We start from the raw sequence: 20640 nt of genomic DNA, 5'->3' as shown, positions 1-20640 counted from the left end.
CAGCTACCATTTTTGAATTGAGCATTTAAAAAAGCAACAATAAGTAATGAACACAAACGCTTCAAAGCACGTCACTATAACCTGTAACGACAGGCAAACTCTAAGCGCACACCTTTTTACACCCACCAGCCCTATTAAAGGAGCGGTGATGATTGCCCCTGCAACCGGTATAAAACAACAGTTTTATGCAAATTTTGCCACTTACTTACAGCAACATGGCTTTGGCGTAATTACCTTTGATAACCTAGGCATTGGCCAATCGCTTAACCGCAGTATTAAAAAAAGTAAGGCCACATTACAAACTTGGGGCGAGCAAGACATGCCAGCCGTACTTGAGTATTTGCAAAAAACCTTTCCTGATACTTCATATCATTTAGTTGGCCACAGCGCCGGCGGGCAATTAGTCGGGCTTATGCATAATGCAGATCAGTTAAGCTCAGCGTTTAACTTTGCTTGTTCGTCGGGGAAATTAACCAATATGCGCTTGGCGTATCAGGTTAAAGCGCACTTTTTTATGAATGGGGTTATTCCCCTCAGTAACGCACTATTTGGCCATACTAAATCTCAATGGTTTGGGATGGGCGAGCCCCTACCTAAAGGCGTTGCTAAGCAGTGGCAAAAATGGTGTAACGCGCAAGGTTATGTGCAATCGGCATTTGGCGATACCGTATTTCAACACTGTTACAACACCTTAGCTATGCCGTCAATGTGGGTTAATGCCACCGACGACGACATTGCAAATAACGCGAATGTCGCCGATATGCTCTCGGTATTCCCAAAATTAAAAGCGAGTAAGTTAACCTTAAACCCTAAAGACTATGGCTTAAAAGAAATTGGCCATATGAAGTTTTTTAGTAAAAAGTCAGATGGTTTATGGTCACACGCACTCGAGTGGTTAAATAAACACAGTTAATTAATTAACTGGGTTTATTTGCTTTTTAATTGGCTTCTCACGCGTTACAAAATAACAAACGAGTGAGCCGCCAGTTACCATTATTACCCCTTGCCAAAATGAGGCACTAAGGGTAATTGATAAATAAAGCGCCGAGATAATAGCCGAAAAAACCGGCGTAAAATACGAAAGCGTACCAAGCAGCATTAAGTTACCGCCAATAATTGCTTGGTTCCAAAGTGCATAACCACTGCCTACCACTATACCTGCTAAAACAAGCGTAATTGTTGCATGTAACGAAAACACCATAGCGGGTTCATCACTTAAACCATATAGCACCCACAAACTTAACGCTGTGGCTATAAAAAACAGCACTATGGCGTTTTTACCATTACTGCTTTTTTGAGTAATGACACAGTATACAGACCAAATAAATGGCGCTACAAAAGCCAACAAGTAGGCCGTAGGGTTACTTGCAAAGTTGTTGGTAATACTACTAATAGATAAACCACTATCACCGCCAACACACCACGCTACACCAAAAAAGGCGAGCAACATGCCAGGGTAAATCCAAAAACTTACTTTACTACGGTTAACTATAATACTGAGTAAAATAGTAAGCGTGGGCCATAAGTAATTTATAACGGCCATTTCTACCGCTTGGTGGCGATTATTAGCCAGCCCTACAAACAGTGCTAAACACACCTCATAAAGGGCAAATAAAGCAGTGCCCCAAATAATATAGCGTTTATTAAACCCACCTAACTTTGGCGGCCCCATTACTATAATTAAAAAAAGTGCACTTACGCTATACATAAGCGCAGCACCACCAATGGGGCCAAATAACTCAGACACATCGCGCAGCAAAGCAACTAAACAACTCCATAGTAAAATAGCGGCGATGCCATAAAGTGTATATTTATGATTAGAAAAAAAGTCCATTAACTACCTAAAAGTACTACCTGTATTTAGGGGTACGCTACCAGTAATTAATTACTTAAACAATTGTTACTAATACTTTTATATAAAATAAAGCAAATTTTAGTAATTGACCTTTCGGTCAGTAAAGTTACAATCAATCAACACCTTAAACTCAGCAACGCCATAATGACCACACAAACAAAGCCAAATAAAAAAGAACTCACCCGAGAGAAAAACCAAAAGTTAATACTCGATGCCGCAGAGCAATTGTTTTCTCAGCTTGGTTACGATGGCGCTAGCATGAGTATGGTTGCCAAAGAGGCAAGCGTGCCTAAAGCCAATATTTTATATTACTTTAAAAGTAAAGATGGCCTATACGAAGCCGTAATAGACCGCATAATAGCGCATTGGAACTTAGGGCTAGATAACGTCACCCCTGAGGACGACCCCGCATATGTGCTTTATAACTACATTAAAAGCAAAGTAATACTTGCCGTTAATCAGCCTTTGCAATCGCGTTTATTTGCCAGCGAAATACTGCGTGGTGCACCGTACCTTCAAAACTATTTTAGAACGAATACACGCCCTTGGGTAAAGCAAAAGGTTGATGTTTTTCAAGCATGGATTGACGCCGATAAAATGGATAACGTTGACCCTTACCATTTATTATTTACCATTTGGTCAACCACACAATACTACGCCGACTTTCAAGCGGAAGTACTGCTAGTTATGAACAAATTAGAATACGATAAAACCGATGTGGCACACATTACGCAGTCAATTGCCCACATTATTTTAAAAGGTATTGGCTTAAAAATACCCGAGCAAAGTGAGGCTTAACCCATGGATAACTTTACAACCCCCGATTTATTTGACGATCACCGCCAGAGCGTACAAGTAGCCGACAGCGGCCTGCGCCACTTTGGTAAAAAAACCACCTTTAGTGGCCAAGCAGTTACAGTAACCTGCCCAGAAGACAATTCATTTGCCGCCGACATACTGCATGAAAACGGCAAGGGCAAAATATTAGTTATTGATGGCTTTGCCAGTAAACGCTTTGCTTTTATAGGCGATATAATGGCAGAGCGCGCATTAAAAAATGGCTGGGAAGGCGTTGTTATTAACGGCTGTTGCCGCGATATAGAAATACTTGCCACTATGGATTTACCCGTAATGGCGCTTGGCTCAACTCCGCGTAGTACTTTAAAACGTGGATTTGGTGATAAAAACCAAACCGTAACTATGCTTAGCACCACAATTAAGCCAAATGATTGGTTATACGCCGATGTAAACGGCTTAATAATTAGCCCAAACGCACTATTGTAAACCCCCGACTTACAACCAAGATGGTGCAAACACGCACCAACTTGGTGTGTTTTCACCTCTAAATTACGCCCTCTTAGTTGCTTAAATTTTTATAAACACCATACAAACCCACAAAAACCTGACCGAGCGGACAACTTTATTGTGTTTGGCATTGCTTTTGCTTAGCTTTTAGGCAATATAATAAGCTAACCGATTAAAAAGCGGATCAGGCTCTGTAAAATAAAAATAAGATGTTACGCAGTGGGCTGAAAAATAATAATAATTAATTCGTCTTTTTAATCACCCTAAATCTGACTATAACCAGTTGGTCAGATTTACTTTATAACGAGTGGTGATATGAGTACCAAAACACATAATAATTTTGCCGGTATTTTTTGTGATCATGGTCCTAAAACATGGCAAACACACACCCACGGCGCACTTAACAATAAGCGCCTTGCAGTAAAAGATGTATTTGCTGTTAAAGGCGAGCGCAACAGCGCAGGTAACCCTAGCTGGTTTAAAGCATCAAAACCTGCCCAGCAAACAGCAAGTGCGGTAAATAAGTTAATGAAAGAGGGTTGTAGCTTTACAGGCTTTACCCACACCGATGAGCTTGCTTACAGCTTAGAGGGAAATAACATTCACTATGGGGCGGCACAAAACCCAAAACTTAGCGGTCATGCAAGTGGCGGCTCGAGTATGGGTTCGGCTGCCGCCGTTGCTGCTAACTTAGCCGATATTGGCTTAGGTACCGATACTGGCGGCTCTATTAGAATACCCGCAAGTTACTGCGGCTTATTTGGTATCAGACCCAGCCATAACGTGATTGAAAAAGACGGCCTAATTCCGCTAGCACCCCCTTTTGATACCATTGGCTGGCTTACCCAAAGTGCAGAATTACTAAGCGATGTAGGCAATGTACTGTTACCAAACCAAACTATTAATAACGTTGATACCTTAGTTATTTGTGAGCCGTTATTTGAGCTAGTAAGCCCTGCTTTACAAGCACCTATTAAACAACTACTAAAAAAAGCCAAACCTTATTTTAAGCATCATAAAGAACTTGAACTGCCTAATAGCAACTTATTAAGCGAACTCGCTGATAGCTTTAGAATACTGCAAGGGCGCGCAATAGCTAAAATGCATAAAGATTGGCTTCAATTGCCAGGGCAACTTCCCCAGTTTGCTCCGGCAATTGCGGCACGTTTTAAAATGGCATTGGCACTAACCGCCCAAGAAGAGCAAGAAGCACTACACGTACAAACCCAGTGGCAAACACTAATAGCTAAAAACCTAAACACAAACAGTTGTTTATTTTTGCCAACCACACCCACAACCGCACCTAAATTAGGCGCCGACACAAGCGCTTTACGTATGCAAATTATAACCTTATCTGCCATTGCGGGCTTGAGCCGCTCGGCGCAAGTTCACTTACCATTGGCTAATTTAGAAAATGGCCACCCATATGGGTTTTCATTAATGATGAGCCACGGCAACGATAAAAGCCTACTTGCCTGCGTACAACAATTAGCTGCACACTTTAAACAGGACACACTTGCATGAGCACACACAACATTGCATTTACTGCCCCGCACTTTTCAGCGACCGAGGCAGGCACCTTCATACTAAAACAAGGCGGTACAGCCACAGAAGCAATGGTAGCGGCAGCAGCTGCTATTAGCGTGGTTTACCCACATATGAACTCGATTGGCGGCGACAGTTTTTGGCTTATTGATAACCCAAACCAAAGCACACCCACCGCAATTGATGCATGCGGGCGCGCACCAAGCGACATAAGTGCCTACAGTAATGAGCAACACATACCAGAGCGAGGCGGTTTAAGCGCATTGACTCAAGCGGCTACGCTTCGTGGCTGGCAAAAAGCAATTGAGGTAGATGAGCACGCAGCCCTGCCACTAAGTACTATTTTAGCGCCTGCTATTAAGCTTGCCCGCGAAGGCTTTACTGTTACAAAAAGCCTGCAAGCGGGCTGCGAAAAACTGGCAAGTGTTACCAACACTAACGATGCCTTTAAAGCGCTATACATCCCCAACGGTAAACCTTTACAAGCAGGGCAACACTTTAAAAACCCAAAACTTGCCAATACCTTTGAGCATTTGGCAAAGCACGGCTTAAACGCTTTTTATGAAGGTGAACTTGCCGACTCGTTTGCCAGCGATTTAGCCAAAGCCGGCAGTATTATTACCCCAGCCGACATTGCAAATACAAAAGCAGATGTAGTAACACCACTTAGTGCTAATTTATCGGGTATTAGTTGCTATAACTTACCAGCTCCTACACAAGGGGTGCATTCACTACAGATAATTGGTGCGGTTAATAAACTAAAACACAAAGCTAACACCGAAGCCGACTGGACCCACTTAATTGTAGAGGCAACCAAACAAAGCTTTACTCACCGCCCTACACTTTGGGCCGACCCAGAAGCTCTCAGCGACGATTACAAAAACGCACTAACAGATGAGCGCTTAAGCGAGCTTGCAAACAATATTGATATGGCCCAAGCCAAGCAATGGCCATTTAGTGCCCAGCCAGGCGACACTGTTTGGATGGCAGCACGCGATAAAAACGGCCAACTCGTGAGCTTTATTCAAAGTGTTTACTGGGAATTTGGCAGCGGAATACTCATGAGCGAAGGTGGCTTTGTGTGGAATAACCGCGGTTTAAGCTTTAGTTTAAACACTGATGAAACCAACGTACTTAAAGCACATAAAAAACCAGCTCATACACTTAATCCTGCTTTAGCAAAATTTGACGATGGCAGGCGCCTTGCCTACGGCACCATGGGCGGTGAGGGGCAACCTCAAACTCAAGCCGCAGTATTTACAGGTTACGCATGGCGTAATAAATCGATTAACCAAGCGGTGAGCGACCCGCGCTGGTTACTTGGCCGTACATGGGGCGACACCAGCACTAATTTAAAAGTAGAGCAAACCCTAGCCTCACAAATTAAACATGAATTAAATCAACGTGACCACGACTGGGTAAGCGTTGATAATAACAATGAAATGATGGGCCACGCGGGTGCAATTTTAGATACACCTACCAGCCTTGAAGCAGCAACCGATCCTCGTTCAGATGGTCGTGCAACAGTAACTACAGCAGGAACACAATGACAGAAATAATAAACCAATGGCCCATTATTGTGGCCTTAATAGCAACCGGCATTTTTGCGGGTATTTTAGCAGGCCTATTTGGTGTAGGCGGCGGCATAGTAATTGTGCCTGTGCTGTACTTTTTATTGCAAGGTTTTGGCGTAAGCCCTGAGTCGGCCATGATGATAGCAACCGCCACATCGCTTGCCACCATAGTGCCTACTTCTATTTCGTCTATTCGCTCGCACCATGCAAAGGGCAACATTGACCTTGCTTTAATTAAATACTGGGCGCCGTTTATTTTAGTAATGGCCGTTGTAGGCAGCTACTTAGCGCACTCAATACGCGGTAATGCACTGGTACTTATGTTTGCTTGTATTGCTATTTTAGTTAGCCTTAACATGTTATTTAGAGCCGGCGCCCCTGCCCTTGTAAGTAAGTTACCGGGTAAATTTGGCCAAGGCATTATGGCAAGTATTGTCGGTGGCTTATCGGTCATGATCGGCATAGGCGGCGGTACAATTGGTGTGCCCATGCTTAACGCATTTAACGTACGTGCTCATGTTGCCGTAGGCACTGCAGCCGTATTTGGCTTATTGATTGCGCTACCGGGCGTAATTACCTTATTAAGTATTGGCACAACGCCAACCGATGCTCCCCTAGGTACGTGGGGGTTAGTTAACCTCCCTGCCTTTTTCCTTATTATTCCGCTGACTATTTTGTTTGCGCCTATTGGCGTAAAAATTGGTAGCAAGCTGGATCAAAAACAATTAAAACGCGCTTTTGCCGTTGTCTTAATGATAACGGGTATTCGCATGCTTATTCAGACTCTGGGAGCCTAAAACATGTTTAGCAACACGCAAATTCAAACTTTAAACCCGCCGCAGCGTTTACTAATGGGGCCTGGGCCAATTAACGCAGATCCACGCGTACTACGTGCTATGTCGGCGCAGCTAATTGGCCAATACGACCCAGTAATGACCGGTTTTATGAACGAAACCATGGCCCGCTACCGCGAAATATTTAAAACCCAAAACGAATGGACCATGTTAGTTGACGGTACATCACGCGCAGGAATAGAAGCCGTTTTATGCTCTATTTTACGCCCAGGCGATAAAGTACTTGTGCCAATTATGGGGCGCTTTGGCCACTTGCTTGCTGAAATAGCCGAGCGTGTAGGCGCAAAAGTGCACACCATAGAAGTACCGTGGGGCGAAGTATTTACCCCCGAGCAAATAGAAAAAGCCATTGTTGATGTAAAACCCCATGTACTTGCTATGGTACAAGGCGATACTTCAACAACCATGAACCAACCGCTTGAACACATTGGCGATATTTGCCAAAAGCACGATGTATTATTTTACTGCGATGCCACCGCCTCAATTGTAGGTAACGATTTACCTGCCGATGAGTGGAGACTCGATGCGCTTTCGGTTGGTTTGCAAAAATGTTTAGGTGGTCCTTCTGGCTCTGCACCATTAACACTGAGCGACAAATGCGCCGATTGGATCCAAAAACGTAAAAAAGTAGAAGCGGGTATTCGTACCGCAGAGCATACCGACGGCACCGAGCCATTTGTACGCTCTAACTACTTTGATTTAGGCATGATCATGAATTACTGGGGCGAAGAGCGCCTTAATCACCATACCGAAGCCACCAGCATGCTGTACTGCGCATCAGAATGTGCTCGTATTGTTATTGAAGAAGGCGTAGATAACTGCGTTGCCCGCCATAAATTACATGGCGATGCCATGCTAACGGGTATCCAAGCGCTGGGCTTAAACGTATTTGGCGATTTAAACCATAAAATGAACAACGTAGTGGGTGTGTATATCCCCGAGGGCATTAACGCCGATCACGTACGCGGACAAATGCTAACCGACTTTGGTATTGAAATTGGCACCTCGTTTGGGCCACTGCATGGCAAAATTTGGCGTATTGGCACCATGGGTTACAACGCTCGTAAAGATGCCGTACTGCAAACACTGGCAAGTTTAGATGCCTGCCTACATGCCAACGGTTACAAAGGCCCTAAAGGCGAAGCCGCTATTGCCGCCCTTGCCCATTATAAATAAAAAAAGGATTTAGCATGACGATTGCAAGCCCCTCTCTAACGCCATTATTAAATAATGAGCTAGCTAACACCTATGCTGCGCGCGCCTTAGCGCGCTGTAAAACACTCAGTGGCCTATCGCAAATGCAAGGCGGCATTCACCGCGTGTATTTATCAAAAGAGCACAAAGAGTGTAATAGCGTTACTGCCGCGTGGATGGCTGAGGCGGGTATGCAATCGTGGCAAGACGAAGTAGGCAATCTATGGGGTCGGCTAAAATCGTCAAACCCAAACGCTAAACGCTTAATTATTGGCTCACACCTCGACACCGTACCCAATGCAGGTGCATTTGATGGCATTTTAGGTGTGTTACTCGGTATTGAAATAGCCGCCCTTGCGCATACACTTAAGCTTGATTTACCGTTTCATTTAGATGTTGTGGGTTTTTGTGATGAAGAAGGCACCCGCTTTGCCACCACATTAATTGGCTCAAAAGCACTGGCAAACGAGTTTGACCCGCAGTGGTTAAATATAGAAGATACAAACGGCATTACTATGCGCCAAGCCATGCTCGACTTTGGCCTAAACCCCGCAAACTATGCAAAAGCAGCACTAAACAAAAATGAGTTACTCGGTTACTGGGAAACCCACATAGAGCAAGGCCCCGTGCTTGAGTCGGTAAATCAGGCGTTAGGCATAGTCACTGCCATTGCAGGGGCAAAGCGCGCTATGATCACCCTAACAGGTCAGAGCGGCCACGCTGGTACTACGCCTATGAATTTACGTCAGGATTCGTTAGCAGGTTGCGCCGAACTGACGCTTGCCATAGAGCAGCTAGCAAAAAGTGCGAGTAATGGCGAAGTTGCCACCGTTGGGCAAATTCAAGCACGCCCAGGCGCTACAAACGTTATTGCCGGTAAAACCACCATTAGCCTTGATGCACGCGCTCAAAACGATGACGACCTAGCCATATTACTTAATGCAATACACACACGAGCAGATCAAATTGCAACATCGCGTAATTTAACGCTTGATTGGCAATGGACACACGCGGCCAATGCCGTTGCGTGCGATACTCAAATTCAGCATTTATTTACTAGTGCATGCAAACTCAATAACCAAGCCTCACCTTCACTTGCATCAGGCGCTGGGCACGACGCCATGGCCATAGCCCCTGTTTGCCCTGTTGGAATGCTCTTTATACGCAGCCCTGGCGGCATAAGCCATCACCCAGCCGAAGCTGTTATTGATGATGATGTAACTAAAGCCCTTAGCGTAATGTACAGTGCACTTGTGCTTTACATTAAAGAGCTTGAGAAGTAGTTAAAGTAAGTGCAATGCATGGCAAAGCACTTAGCATAAGGGAGTTAAATAACATGGCCGTATTTAAACGCTTATTTAAGGTATAGGCCTTGCTTGTTTAAACTCGCCTCAAAGCGCTGCCATTTTCTAGCTATTTTACGCTTGGCCATTGTGCTCACGTAATTACTAATAGGAAAAAACTCGGTATTGCCAATATCATCAACAATGACACAGCTTTCAATGGTGCCGTTGTTATTAATACAGGCAATGTTTCTGGGCTTTATTTCTTTGGTAATAACTAAGTTTTGTATTAAATAATCTTTTAACTTTAATAGCGGAGCCGCTAACGCTTCACTATTTGGCTCATTTAAATAATGCTCTAGCGTTTTAGAAGTTTGATTATTAGAATCGACTACTAAGTCAAACACATAGCCTTTACCAATATTGGTTTCTACCACACCATAATAGCGCGTTAATAAATCCCACTGAATTTTTTTGTTATTAAGACGCTGATAATATGCAAGCTCTTCCTCTTGTTCATGAGAGAACCCTTCATGACTTACTTTAATACATAAGTTATCTGTATCTGGGTGCCTGTAACAAGCTCTATGGGCCCCTTTACCTATTAGTAAATCGTTGTTTAATATTATCAAAACCGTTTTATCCTAGCGTGAAATTTTTATAAATGTATAGAGCACATAACAAGCCTTAAAATTACACGCTTAATATCTACATCTATTAATACCACCACAAACTACTCCATGAGCAATAAAAAGGCAGTATTATTTAAAGAAGTGCGACATTTTATCTATAAAATAGGGTTTATCAAGGTAAATGAGTGCAGGTTGGGCAACTAGGTGAATAAAGTGTTTTTACTTTTTGTAATTATATATACTGAAAATAGGCCTCGCTATAGGTTTAGCAACAAATTAATAAACTACAATTGTGTGAAGCAATATAACTGGTTACTCGTAAGTTTTAAGCTAATTTTAGGTTTTAAAGTTAGTTTAATAGAAACTAAAATATATAAATTGAGGTGTGGAGAACATTGGATGTTAAAAAATATTTTATTTCTAATAGCTTGTGTATTTATAACTGTGGCGACCTGGCTTGTCTTTCAAGTTTTTGGTCAACACACCTTTTCAATAATGCTATTAATTACAGCTGCAATAATACTCAAAACCGTTTGGGTAAAATTCAAACATAAAAAATAGCTTTAAAATTTGAAGGGCTATATAAAGCATCGCAATATATAACCCTTCATTTTACTTTAACGATGATTGAACCTTAGCTTTACTTATTCAATTGTTACCTTTGCATCACTTACCCATGTTTCGGTTATCGCTTCGTCATTTTTATCCACTAAATACGCGCGAATGTGCACGGGGTTATTGTTAGATTGTTTGTAATCAAACGCTAGTCGCCATTGGTTTGTTCCCACTATAGGATAAGCGCCAATTGGCTCTAGTATTTCGCCGTTACTGGCTTCAACTATAGGTTTTATACCACTTTCTCTATCGAGCCCTTTAAATACAGGGCCTTCAAAATCAATCACCATTTTGTTCACGCCCTCAGGAATAGGCTGGCCAGGAATTCCGCCCTGCCCTTGGCGAGTATTCACAACACTTGCCAATGTTTTTGATTTTGGATCGAGTGGGCGCCATTCAATATCATAAGAAAACGTAAATTCATCGCCTTTACGCGCCTCTTTTTCAGGTACCCAATAGGCAACAATATTGTCAAACGTTTCATCTTTTGTAGGAATTTCGACTAGCTGTACAGCACCTTTACCCCAATCACCCTGAGGTTTTATCCATGCTGATGAACGTTTATTATAAAATACGCCATCGTCTTGGTAGTTATTAAAATCACGATCTCTTTGAATTAAACCAAAGCCTTTAGGATTTTCATCAATAAAGCTATTGGTCGATACCGACTGAGGGTTGTTTAACGGTCGCCAAATGTACTGTCCTGAACCTGTATGAATCGCTAAGCCATCACTATCGTGAATTTCCGGGCGCCAATCTTTAGCTTCTGTTTTATCTTTTTCTGAGTACCAATACATACTTGTTAATGGCGCTATGCCTAAACGCTCTACATCGGCGCGCATATACAAATTAGCACTCACAGAGGTAATATGGCCTTTGGCTTCTTTGTTATCTTTACTTAAACCAAACCGATAAGCACCGGTGATCGAGGGCCCTTCAAGCAATGCCCAAACAGACACACTTTCACCTTTTTTCTCTGCGGGGCCAATCCAGAATGCCGAAAAGCGTGGAAATTCTTCAGGCTCACTCATGCCTGTATTTATTGCAATACCGCGAGCCGACAAACCATATTGCCCTTGTGGGCCATCAGTTCTAAAATAAGACGCGCCCAAAAACGATATCCAATCTGGTTTTATATCGGGGCGCATAATTCTAAAGCCTGCAAACCCAAACCCTTGAGGCAGGTCGTGGGCTGGGCTATCGTCGGGCATATCAAAAAGCGCATTACTAAAAGGCAGTTCTTTAACGTTGTTTTTATCATCCCTAATATAAATACTTACTGGCTCAGGAAAATATCGCCCAGGGTAAAATAATTGCAAAGGTGCTTTTTTACCATTTGGGTATAAGGTTTCACCTTCTTTAAAGCGTATTTTCCAGTGCTCGTCGTAGGTAATTTTATCAATAAGCTCAGGGGCTGGTACTGCAGTTGGCGTATAGGGCTTTTCAGCTGAGGCTTTTGCCATTGCTTTTAGGTCTTCAAATGTAAAATTGGCACTTGCTTGAGCTGGCTCTGCGTGTAACGACATAGAGGTAGAAATAATAGCGGCAATAAATAACTTTAACTTCATAAAGAGTATCTCTAGTAAAATGAGTCTAAAAATAAGCGCCCACTACAAGCGCTTAACTTAAAATGCGTGTAAAGATATTACACACCGTAATATGAACTCGCGTTTACTAAAATAACGTTATTTGGCTTAGTTATGTTTGGGAGGTTATGTTTGAATAGTTGTGTTTAATAAATGCGGCTGACAAAGCTTTTACTTAGTTAAAGCTTAGTTACTGCATGCTTTTAAATCGTAATATTAATCTATGCGTCACTACTGCGCTTTAAAAACGCCTCATTAATGCAGACTTCTAAACAGGAGCTGAGCTATCGAGTAGCATATTCCCCCCAGTTAACTTATAACATCCAATAAAAAGTGCTTAGCGTGAGAAATACCCATTACATTGGCTTGTTGTGTATTAAAGTCCACCACATAAATCTAAAAAATTCCCTGTCGAAAACGATGACTTTGCTGATGAAAGCCAATAAATAGCTTCGGCCACCTCCTCGGGTTCACCTCCACGCTTAAGAGGAATAAGCTCTTTTAACCTCTCTACTCTTTCTGGTTCACCACCATCAGCGTGCATTTGCGTATTAATTAGCCCAGGACGGACACAGTTAACTCTAATGCCTTCACAGGCAACTTCTAGTGATAATCCTTTGGTGAGTGTATCTATAGCCCCTTTTGAGGCAGCATAATCAATATATTCATTCGGTGAACCTGAACGAGATGCCCCCGATGAAACATTTACAATAACACCTCCGTTTCCGCCATGACGTGTAGACATACGTTTGATGGCCTCTCGGCAGCACAAGAAGTAACTAGTCACGTTGTTTGCTAAAATAGTATTAATTCTCTCGGCTGTTAAATCCACCAAACGCGACTGCTTACGTAAAATACCAGCGTTATTAACAAGTACTGATAGAGGGCCTAGCTCTGCATCAATTTTTTTAAACAGCATTACTACATCATTCTCAACCGAAACATCTGCTTGGACTGTAATACAACGATTACCCGCAGCCCTAATATCACTTGCGACAGCTTCAGCCGAAGCTCGATTAGACTTGTAATTGATACAAACAGCATACCCTTTTGATGCAAATAATTTAGATGTAGCAGCACCAATACCTCGGCCTCCGCCCGTTATTAAAACCACTTTTAAATTATTCATTAGTCATCCTTAAATAGTGATGCTGGAGGAACGTGGAATGCTTTGCTAAACAATAAGTAGTTGGCATAAATTAGCAATACAGGAGCCATACCAGCTGTTTAGGTTCTGATTAACAATTTTTTATTACGCTTTATTTTCTTACTACGTAATTGAATACCAAGTAGCGTCCCTAATAAAACAGCGATTACATGCAGCAAAGCTGGAATCAAATATATTAAGGGCTCTATTGTTATTTCTAACAGTATATATAGTAAGGCACCGACACTTAAGTTAATAAACCAATAAACAGCCGCAACTAAAAAGGCTTGTTTATACGGACTCACTGTTTGCCTATACCCTAGATATAAATAAACGATTAAAGAGGCTACAAAACCGAGGACGTATTGAGTATAAATGTATGATGTGCTTTGAATCATCTCATCAAAGCCAACAATCAACGTTGCTATTGTGGACAGAGTAACTAGTAAAAAATACAAACCTACTGAAAAGAGTAAAACCCTAGAGTATTTCAAGATAATCCTTTAGCAATATAATTAGACTGTAGATTTGAATGCTAACGCCTCAAGCTGAGGCGCCAGCTTCGCTGGCGTTCTGCTGACTTGATTTGTTAGGCATTTTTTCAACGAAAGTTGCCTTAACCCTTTTAGATAAAAGCAAATACGGTACCCAGATTATTCCGCCTATCAGAACTCTGAAAAATTCTTTAGCTGTCTCTGTGTCCCAAATGGGCTCATCAGGCATTGCAAACTGAACTAGCCATGAGTCTAAGGGTATAAAAATCAATGAAATCACCACTATTAAGATGTAAGTGAAGGGAAACCTATAGTTCTTGGAGAAAAATAGAAATGCTAAATATATTAGGGCAGCAAACATTGCTACGTTATATACAATTTCACCAATTATAAGTGGAGCCCAAAATGGACTGTATGCTTCCGAGCCAACGGTCGTTAAAGCTTCCCACGTACCATCACTGAATATTGGTTGGAATAAAGGAAAGGTTGTAGCAAAGAGCCTGATTGGGCCCATTACGACTCCAATACCAACTAATATAAGCCAACCGGACAGCCCTTTAAGTTCTTCATTATTACTCACGGTATCTCCTTGATGCCTATCGCCCCAATAAGGGGCTAAAAATTGTTTGCTAAAATGTGTAGCGAAGCGAAACCGAGCAAACTGTTTTTAGCTGTACTTCTATACCCAGCTTTAAGGATGTTTATTTCTTTTGGGCAGTGTTTGTATGCAACTTTGTATAGCTCTCTAAACTCTTTTTGTTCCTTAGTATTTGTACCAAGTTCGAGAGTTATGTTTTCAATTACACTAGTCATTAGCGATAGCTCTTTAGCAACAAGGTGCTCTGGGTTTGTAATTGCACTATCAGGAACATTACGCAAACACTCCATTGCTTTTATAACAGGGTTAGCACCTTTTTCTGGTGGGTGTTCAGTATTACAGTGCCCTAAAAAAGAAAAGCTAGAAAGAAAAGTTAATATCCATATTTTCATCAGAACTCCAAGTACAGCTAACAGCTTATTGAACACCACTTAGGGGGTTTATAACACCCCAAAACGGCGTATATTACATCGCTCAATAATTCCACTAAATAATTGCAATGTAAACAAGCAATTAGGCATGCAGTTAAAAACCTTTGTTTATTTTGCACCAAAACGACTTTTAATAATGTTATTGGACAAAGTCAAAATAGCTGTTTATGTGAACAGTTCATTCTAATGGTGAATTTTGGCTTTGGGCATTTAGCACGTATGAGCTAAAGCATTGGGCAGATAAGCGAGCCTTAACATATTGATGATACAGGCTCGCTGAGGTATTTATGATAAAACGAATAGGTAAGGTATTTACTTAACATCAAAGTTCACATGATCAAAGTAAGGATTACTTTCACGCGCTTTAAGTATACTAATTGTAGTGAGCACAATAAGCTTTAGCTCGCCACTTACATTAATGGCAATGCACTCTTGTTTAAGTGCATTGCGTTTTGTATCAGTTGCTACGCCACATACACCATCGCCATTTTTTAAAATAAGCTCAACGCTTAAATGGTGCATACAGGCAATTTCGATGTAATCGTAATGGTTGCAACTGATCATAAAGTTCTCTTTATATTATTTAGCTGGTTTAGATAGCATTAAAGTGGCAATAACAACTAAGTTGCCTACATACCATAAATCTTTAATTACAAATTGCCCTAAACGCTCTAATACCGTGCTTGAGCTAAACGCGCCGTTTGCGGTAATTAAAAATGTTTGGGTCATTAAAAATACGCTCAAACACGCTAAACCACTAACAATAATAAGCTTTTTATTGTTAATTAAAATACCCGCGCCAAGAAGCACTGCAAATAATACATCAAACCCACCAATTACGTTTGATGCGCCTTGTACACTAAATACCGTGTATAACCACGACATAAACGGTGAGGTTTCTACTAGGCTTACAATGGCTTTGGCTTCAAACTCATAAAATTTCATGCCGCCAATCCACAGTAAAACCATAGCAACCGGTATAAAGTTTAAAAGTACGTGTTGTTTGTCTGTTAGCTTATTTTTATAAAACAAAAATAAATACAAAGGGATGACTGCAAAGTATTTAATAATGCCTTGCCCACTGCCAATAATTGGAAAGCCGCCTAACTGGGCCATCCAACGGTTGCTGGCTAATAAAGTAAGTAAAGGCACTATGCTAACAACTAATGCGAGTATAAGTGCGGGCACAGGCTTTATTAATTTTAAATGCGCAGCCAAGGTGGTGGCTGCCAGCGCAATCATTGCAGTGCCTGTGAGTAAACCTAATGTGTTTACACTAAGTAAGGTATCAAGTTTATAAAAACTAAAGGTAGCTGAAAGTGTGTTTGGGTTTGCACCTAAAGTAAACGATACGCCAAGTAATGCAAAGCTGAGTGTTAGTAAAAAGGTGAGTGCGTTATTTGTGTGTGTTAAGTTCATTGTGTGCCCATTAAATCTGTAATGGCTAACAAAGACCTTATTTTTACAAAAAGTAATTCAACTAAAGTTAAACTTTTAATACAAGGAAGGTCATTTTGGCTTTTACGTTTACAAAAGCCACGCGCGAAAAAGGTTTAACCTGAGCTTTGGTTAAGAGATTTAAATATAGTTTGGCTAGTAATGTTACTGGGTCTAGTTTCTCTAGCTAGAAATTTTAAGTGAAAACAAGGCGAATTTGCGCGTCAATAGCTAGCCTATTGCAAGTAAATTCAACGCAGTTAGCGCTAAAAATAGCTGTTTGAGATAGATTTATTAGCCAGAGCTCAGGTTATTAATTGAATCTTAGAAAACTTACTATGGTAGAGCACCTTGAGGTGGCCAGCTTATTTTTAACTGAGCAACAGCATAATGAAAGGGTTGACGAGCAATACGATTGCTCTCATCTCATACAGTTTAATGGTGAAACCATAGGTGCGTTAAAGTATAAGATATAGGGTAGCCACATTGAAATAATGCAGTTACAAATACACCCCAACCATCAAAATAAGGGCTACGGCAGAGGCGTTATTGAGCAAGTAATTAAAACTGCAAAGTTAAAGCCTATCAAATTAACAGTACTTAAAAATAATCCTGCTAAAGCACTTTATACACGACTAGGTTTTAAGATCACTGGAGAAGATAACTATGAGTACCATATGCAAACTCAGCCAATTAATAACTCCCGCCTAAAAACCTAATCACTTTGATTTTTGAAATCTTTTTTTCTGAAAATAGTTAAGTGCCAACCCCAATGAAGCGAGCCTAATCTTAAAAATACAGTGGTAAAAAGTGAGCCTAAAATACACCAAATGTAATCGACTTCTATGGTAAACAGCGCAGCATAAACTAAGCCGCCAGCTAAACACGCTGAAGCATAGGGTTCGTTTCGCATAACTGAGGGTACTTCGCGGCAAATTACGTCTCGTATTAGGCCGCCAAAAATCCCGGTGGTGATACCCATTGTTATCGCTATTACCATACCTGTGCCGCTTATTAAGGCTTTTTCTATCCCCATAATATTAAATAAGGCCATACCTATGGCATCGACTAATAAAAAGTAATAGTTATTTACATGAGGTAAGTAGCGCACAAAAAATATGGTGGCAATAATAGCGGCGTATGTTGAGTATAAATACTCAGGCGTGGCTATCCAAAATATAGGTTTATCTAAAAGTATGTCTCTTAGCGTGCCGCCACCTAAAGCAGTAACAGTTGCTACCACCACTACACCAAAACCACTTATGCTTTTTTCATAGCCGAGCAATGCACCTGCTACCGAAAAAAATGCCACCCCAAGCAGCCCCAACACCATAAAATATTCAGCGGTCATGTGCAGTCCTTTTAAAAATTTATAAATGAGTGCATCAACTTATGTGCCAAAAATAATTAGCAAAAGCGAAAAGTGGATTTAAAAATGTTATTTAAAAACAATACAGTAGAAAACGTTTAACGCAGTTGTAGGTCAGGCCTAATAAAATGTAATATTTAAAAAGGTAATTATTTTAAAAGTGAGTAGTTTTTACACATTTTTTGTTTTTAGCTGAGCTGCTTTTTTTAGTGCCCACCAACCAATTGTTAGACTCATTAATATACGTACGGGAAAGTAAACAACAGCAGGAATACCAAATAACCAATTGGCAAAGCCTTGGGGCATTACATAAAGCGCAACCTGCTTCACCCAATAAATAAACTCAACATACTGCGCTAAAAAGTCATTAAGCGATAAGCTCAAAAGTGCTAAATTATTACTGATTAAAACCCATAGTGCATACAAGCCAAGTAAACCATCGCCCACACTTCCAATATAAGATGAGTAACCAATAAATAATAAAAAGCCGCGCATGGTAAGTCCCTGTAAGCAATATCGTGAGTTAAATAATAAACTCGCTTGGTTAATTGCAGCCTTTGTTGGTATTAGCTAGGTAAACGTCATGAACACTTGCATGTGCACCACAGTAAAACATTATCCTTCGCTGAGTATTGCTAGTACTAAATATTACTCACTTTGGTTCCTGCTATATGGTCATGTAAACAGCGTTTATCTTTTCCAAATATAAATGCAGGGTTTACAAATCCAACAATAAACTGACCTACCGAAGGGGCCAATGATAACAGCTGCATAGGTAACATGCGTTTAAAGTAAATAGTTGTAAAACTTGCTTGTGTGCCGTCTAGGTTTTCTATACGAATAGACATACAGTATTTACCAATAGTTTGTCCGCGGTGATAAACAAGGTAGCCATGAAGCACTAACACGCCAAATACACCAAAGCCCAAAAAAAACAAAGATAACCCAAGGGTTGGCTGCATTAAGCTATCAAAGCCGATATACATAATTAAAGGTACAGTAAAAGCGATTCCTATTAGGCCGTCAATAATGGCAGCAACAAGCCTGTCCCCGCGTGATGCTTGTTCACCCACTATTTTTGAGTCGGTATTTTGTGTGAGCTCTTGCGCTTCTCGGGTTTTAATTAGCTCATCTATTTCTTTTGCGCGCTCAGGGAAGCGTTCTCGGTCAATTACTTTTGCGCTAGAATAAAGCTCATCTAACGTGTAGGTAGTAAAGTCTATTTGGGTGTCCATACTTGGGGTACTCCTTTAAATTAATCCCCAAAAGTAGCATGATTTTAGTTTGTTATTCAATATCTTAAATATAAAATTGGTCTAGCTTTTCGCTTTTTAAGCATAAAAAATGACGCTAAAAAGCGCCATTTTTTGTTTTAGTATTAAATTAAAGCGCTAAGCTTAAAATTTTCTTTGCTTTAGCAACGTCAATATCGCCATGTTCACCAAGGGCTGTCATGCCGTTACGGTCAAGGTTGTTGCCAACCGCTTCAACGGCTTCTTCACCTAGGTCGTAATCGCCAAGTTTTGTTTTAATGCCCATTTGCTCAAAAAAGTCTTGAGTATGTTTAATGGTTGCATCAATCAGCTCGTTTTTGTCTTCCATATTTAGGCCAAATACACGCTCACCTAATTGGATGATTTTGGCGCGTTTTTGCTCTTGTTGAACAAACATAAGTGGCGGTAATACAATAGCAAGCGTTACAGCGTGGTCTAAGTTATATAGCGCTGTTAACTCGTGGCCAATCATATGCGTAGACCAATCTTGTGGAACACCTTGGCCAATTAAACCATTTAACGCCATAGTTGCCGACCACATTACGTTTGCACGTACGTCGTAATCTTCTGGGTTTTCTAGGGCTTTAGGGCCTTGCTCAATTAGCGTTGATAAAATACCTTCTGCAAAACGGTCTTGCAGTGGAGCATTTACTGGGTACGTTAAGTATTGCTCAATAACGTGTACAAACGCATCAACTACACCATTAGAAATTTGACGAGTAGGTAGCGAGAATGTGTACTGTGGGTCTAACACTGCAAACTGCGATTGCACTATTGGTGTACCAAAGGCGCGTTTTTGCTGCGTTTCTTTACGGGTAACAACCGAGTTGCCGTTACTTTCTGAACCTGTTGCCGGAAGCGTTAATACCGCACCAATAGGGAGTGCGCTTTTTACTTCTGCGCCATTTACTAAAATGTCCCAGCCATCGCCATCGTAATTTGCAGCTGCGGCTACGTATTTAGCACCGTCAATTACACTGCCACCGCCTACAGCTAAAATAAACGTAACGTTCTGCTCTTTTACAAGTTCAACTGCTTTAGAAAGCGTTTCGTAAGTTGGGTTTGGTTCAACACCCGAAAACTCAACAAAATCTACACCTTTAAGTGCATTTACTACATCGTCATATACGCCGTTCTTTTTGATAGAACCACCACCGTATAAAAACATTACCTTGCCTTCGCTAGGTACGCGGCTTGCGATCTCATTAATTTGATCTTTGCCGAATAAAATCTCGGTGCGGTTTTTAAATGCAAAATTTAACATATTTGTACTCTACTTGGTTACGGGGCTTAGCCCCTTGTGCTCATTGCTTTATAAAATGGGAGTTAATCTTTAACTTACAAGTCATTAATTGCCAAATTTATAAAATAAATACGATAACGTTTAATCTTTGGATGAGGGCAAGTGTACGCGCTCTTTACAATAAGTAGAATTCAGTTAATCTTG

At 41.1% G+C, this 20640-nt stretch carries 22 protein-coding genes; 9 read left to right on the top strand and 13 right to left on the bottom strand.

From position 1 onward, the window contains the following. Positions 1-46: 46 nt before the first annotated feature. A complete protein-coding gene (locus tag PESP_RS18385) occupies positions 47-913 on the top strand; it encodes an alpha/beta hydrolase family protein (protein WP_089349471.1) in 867 nt (288 codons plus the stop codon). Here PESP_RS18385 and yddG read toward each other — a convergent pair whose 3' ends face one another. Beyond that, positions 914-1834: an aromatic amino acid DMT transporter YddG gene (gene yddG / locus PESP_RS18380; protein WP_089349470.1), complete on the bottom strand. Its 921-nt coding sequence runs from the start codon at positions 1832-1834 to the stop codon at positions 914-916. Between the two features lie 165 nt (positions 1835-1999). On the opposite strand from yddG, the gene PESP_RS18375 reads away from it, so the two are divergent. The 7 genes from PESP_RS18375 (at position 2000) to PESP_RS18345 (ending at position 9610) form a co-directional block, all read left to right on the top strand. Then, positions 2000-2653, top strand: a complete 654-nt coding sequence (locus PESP_RS18375) for a TetR/AcrR family transcriptional regulator (protein ID WP_089349833.1) — start codon at positions 2000-2002, stop codon at positions 2651-2653. Between the two features lie 3 nt (positions 2654-2656). Further along, positions 2657-3139 (top strand): putative 4-hydroxy-4-methyl-2-oxoglutarate aldolase, encoded by a 483-nt coding sequence (locus PESP_RS18370; RefSeq protein ID WP_089349469.1) that lies wholly within the window; start codon positions 2657-2659, stop codon positions 3137-3139. A 336-nt stretch (positions 3140-3475) separates the two neighbouring features. Then, the gene (locus tag PESP_RS18365) at positions 3476-4684 is read left to right on the top strand and encodes an amidase family protein (RefSeq protein WP_089349468.1); all 1209 of its coding nucleotides are present in this window, start codon (positions 3476-3478) and stop codon (positions 4682-4684) included. Then, complete coding sequence (locus tag PESP_RS18360; protein WP_089349467.1) at positions 4681-6255, top strand: gamma-glutamyltransferase family protein; 1575 nt, start codon at positions 4681-4683, stop codon at positions 6253-6255. The genes PESP_RS18365 and PESP_RS18360 overlap by 4 nt, the downstream gene beginning before the upstream one ends. Beyond that, positions 6252-7076 (top strand): sulfite exporter TauE/SafE family protein, encoded by an 825-nt coding sequence (locus PESP_RS18355; RefSeq protein WP_089349466.1) that lies wholly within the window; start codon positions 6252-6254, stop codon positions 7074-7076. The genes PESP_RS18360 and PESP_RS18355 overlap by 4 nt, the downstream gene beginning before the upstream one ends. Before the next feature lie 3 nt (positions 7077-7079). Continuing rightward, complete coding sequence (locus tag PESP_RS18350) at positions 7080-8309, top strand: pyridoxal-phosphate-dependent aminotransferase family protein (protein WP_089349465.1); 1230 nt, start codon at positions 7080-7082, stop codon at positions 8307-8309. A gap of 14 nt (positions 8310-8323) precedes the next feature. After that, positions 8324-9610, top strand: a complete 1287-nt coding sequence (locus tag PESP_RS18345) for an allantoate amidohydrolase (protein ID WP_089349464.1) — start codon at positions 8324-8326, stop codon at positions 9608-9610. 71 nt (positions 9611-9681) lie between these two features. On the opposite strand, the gene PESP_RS18340 is transcribed toward PESP_RS18345, so the two are convergent. The 8 genes from PESP_RS18340 to PESP_RS18300 form a co-directional block, all read right to left on the bottom strand. After that, a complete protein-coding gene (locus tag PESP_RS18340) occupies positions 9682-10242 on the bottom strand; it encodes a YrbL family protein (protein WP_089349463.1) in 561 nt (186 codons plus the stop codon). Positions 10243-10886: 644 nt separating this feature from the next. Beyond that, positions 10887-12425: an OpgD/OpgG family glucan biosynthesis protein gene (locus PESP_RS18330; RefSeq protein WP_089349461.1), complete on the bottom strand. Its 1539-nt coding sequence runs from the start codon at positions 12423-12425 to the stop codon at positions 10887-10889. A 394-nt stretch (positions 12426-12819) separates the two neighbouring features. Next, positions 12820-13572 carry an SDR family oxidoreductase gene (locus PESP_RS18325; RefSeq protein ID WP_089349460.1) on the bottom strand — a complete coding sequence of 251 codons (753 nt, stop codon included), beginning with the start codon at positions 13570-13572 and terminating at the stop codon, positions 12820-12822. Positions 13573-13670: 98 nt separating this feature from the next. Further along, a complete protein-coding gene (locus PESP_RS18320; protein ID WP_245852308.1) occupies positions 13671-14084 on the bottom strand; it encodes a hypothetical protein in 414 nt (137 codons plus the stop codon). 49 nt (positions 14085-14133) lie between these two features. After that, positions 14134-14664, bottom strand: a complete 531-nt coding sequence (locus PESP_RS18315; RefSeq protein ID WP_089349459.1) for a DUF2569 domain-containing protein — start codon at positions 14662-14664, stop codon at positions 14134-14136. Between the two features lie 35 nt (positions 14665-14699). Beyond that, positions 14700-15074 carry a hypothetical protein gene (locus PESP_RS18310; RefSeq protein WP_089349458.1) on the bottom strand — a complete coding sequence of 125 codons (375 nt, stop codon included), beginning with the start codon at positions 15072-15074 and terminating at the stop codon, positions 14700-14702. Between the two features lie 351 nt (positions 15075-15425). After that, a complete protein-coding gene (locus PESP_RS18305) occupies positions 15426-15677 on the bottom strand; it encodes a Rho-binding antiterminator (protein ID WP_089349457.1) in 252 nt (83 codons plus the stop codon). Positions 15678-15692: 15 nt separating this feature from the next. Next, the gene (locus PESP_RS18300; protein WP_089349456.1) at positions 15693-16532 is read right to left on the bottom strand and encodes a DUF417 family protein; all 840 of its coding nucleotides are present in this window, start codon (positions 16530-16532) and stop codon (positions 15693-15695) included. A 503-nt stretch (positions 16533-17035) separates the two neighbouring features. Here PESP_RS18300 and PESP_RS20655 point away from each other — a divergent pair. Continuing rightward, positions 17036-17269: a GNAT family N-acetyltransferase gene (locus tag PESP_RS20655; protein ID WP_342744504.1), complete on the top strand. Its 234-nt coding sequence runs from the start codon at positions 17036-17038 to the stop codon at positions 17267-17269. Here the strand turns inward: PESP_RS20655 and PESP_RS18290 are convergent. The 4 genes from PESP_RS18290 to PESP_RS18275 form a co-directional block, all read right to left on the bottom strand. Further along, a complete protein-coding gene (locus PESP_RS18290) occupies positions 17266-17901 on the bottom strand; it encodes a trimeric intracellular cation channel family protein (protein ID WP_089349455.1) in 636 nt (211 codons plus the stop codon). The two genes, PESP_RS20655 and PESP_RS18290, sit on opposite strands and share 4 nt — an antisense overlap. Positions 17902-18090: 189 nt before the next feature. Then, entirely contained in the window at positions 18091-18414 is a 324-nt protein-coding gene (locus PESP_RS18285) for a hypothetical protein (protein ID WP_089349454.1), read from the bottom strand. Between the two features lie 146 nt (positions 18415-18560). Further along, positions 18561-19154 (bottom strand): RDD family protein, encoded by a 594-nt coding sequence (locus PESP_RS18280; protein ID WP_089349453.1) that lies wholly within the window; start codon positions 19152-19154, stop codon positions 18561-18563. 148 nt (positions 19155-19302) lie between these two features. Beyond that, positions 19303-20457, bottom strand: coding sequence for an iron-containing alcohol dehydrogenase (locus tag PESP_RS18275; RefSeq protein WP_089349452.1), 1155 nt, complete (start codon positions 20455-20457; stop codon positions 19303-19305). Positions 20458-20640: the final 183 nt, after the last annotated feature.

Origin of the sequence: Pseudoalteromonas espejiana DSM 9414 (genome assembly GCF_002221525.1) — a bacterium.
In the GTDB taxonomy this organism is placed as follows: domain Bacteria; phylum Pseudomonadota; class Gammaproteobacteria; order Enterobacterales; family Alteromonadaceae; genus Pseudoalteromonas; species Pseudoalteromonas espejiana.
Note: the sequence above shows the minus strand (reverse complement) of the source record. Positions and strands in the feature narration are given on the sequence as shown.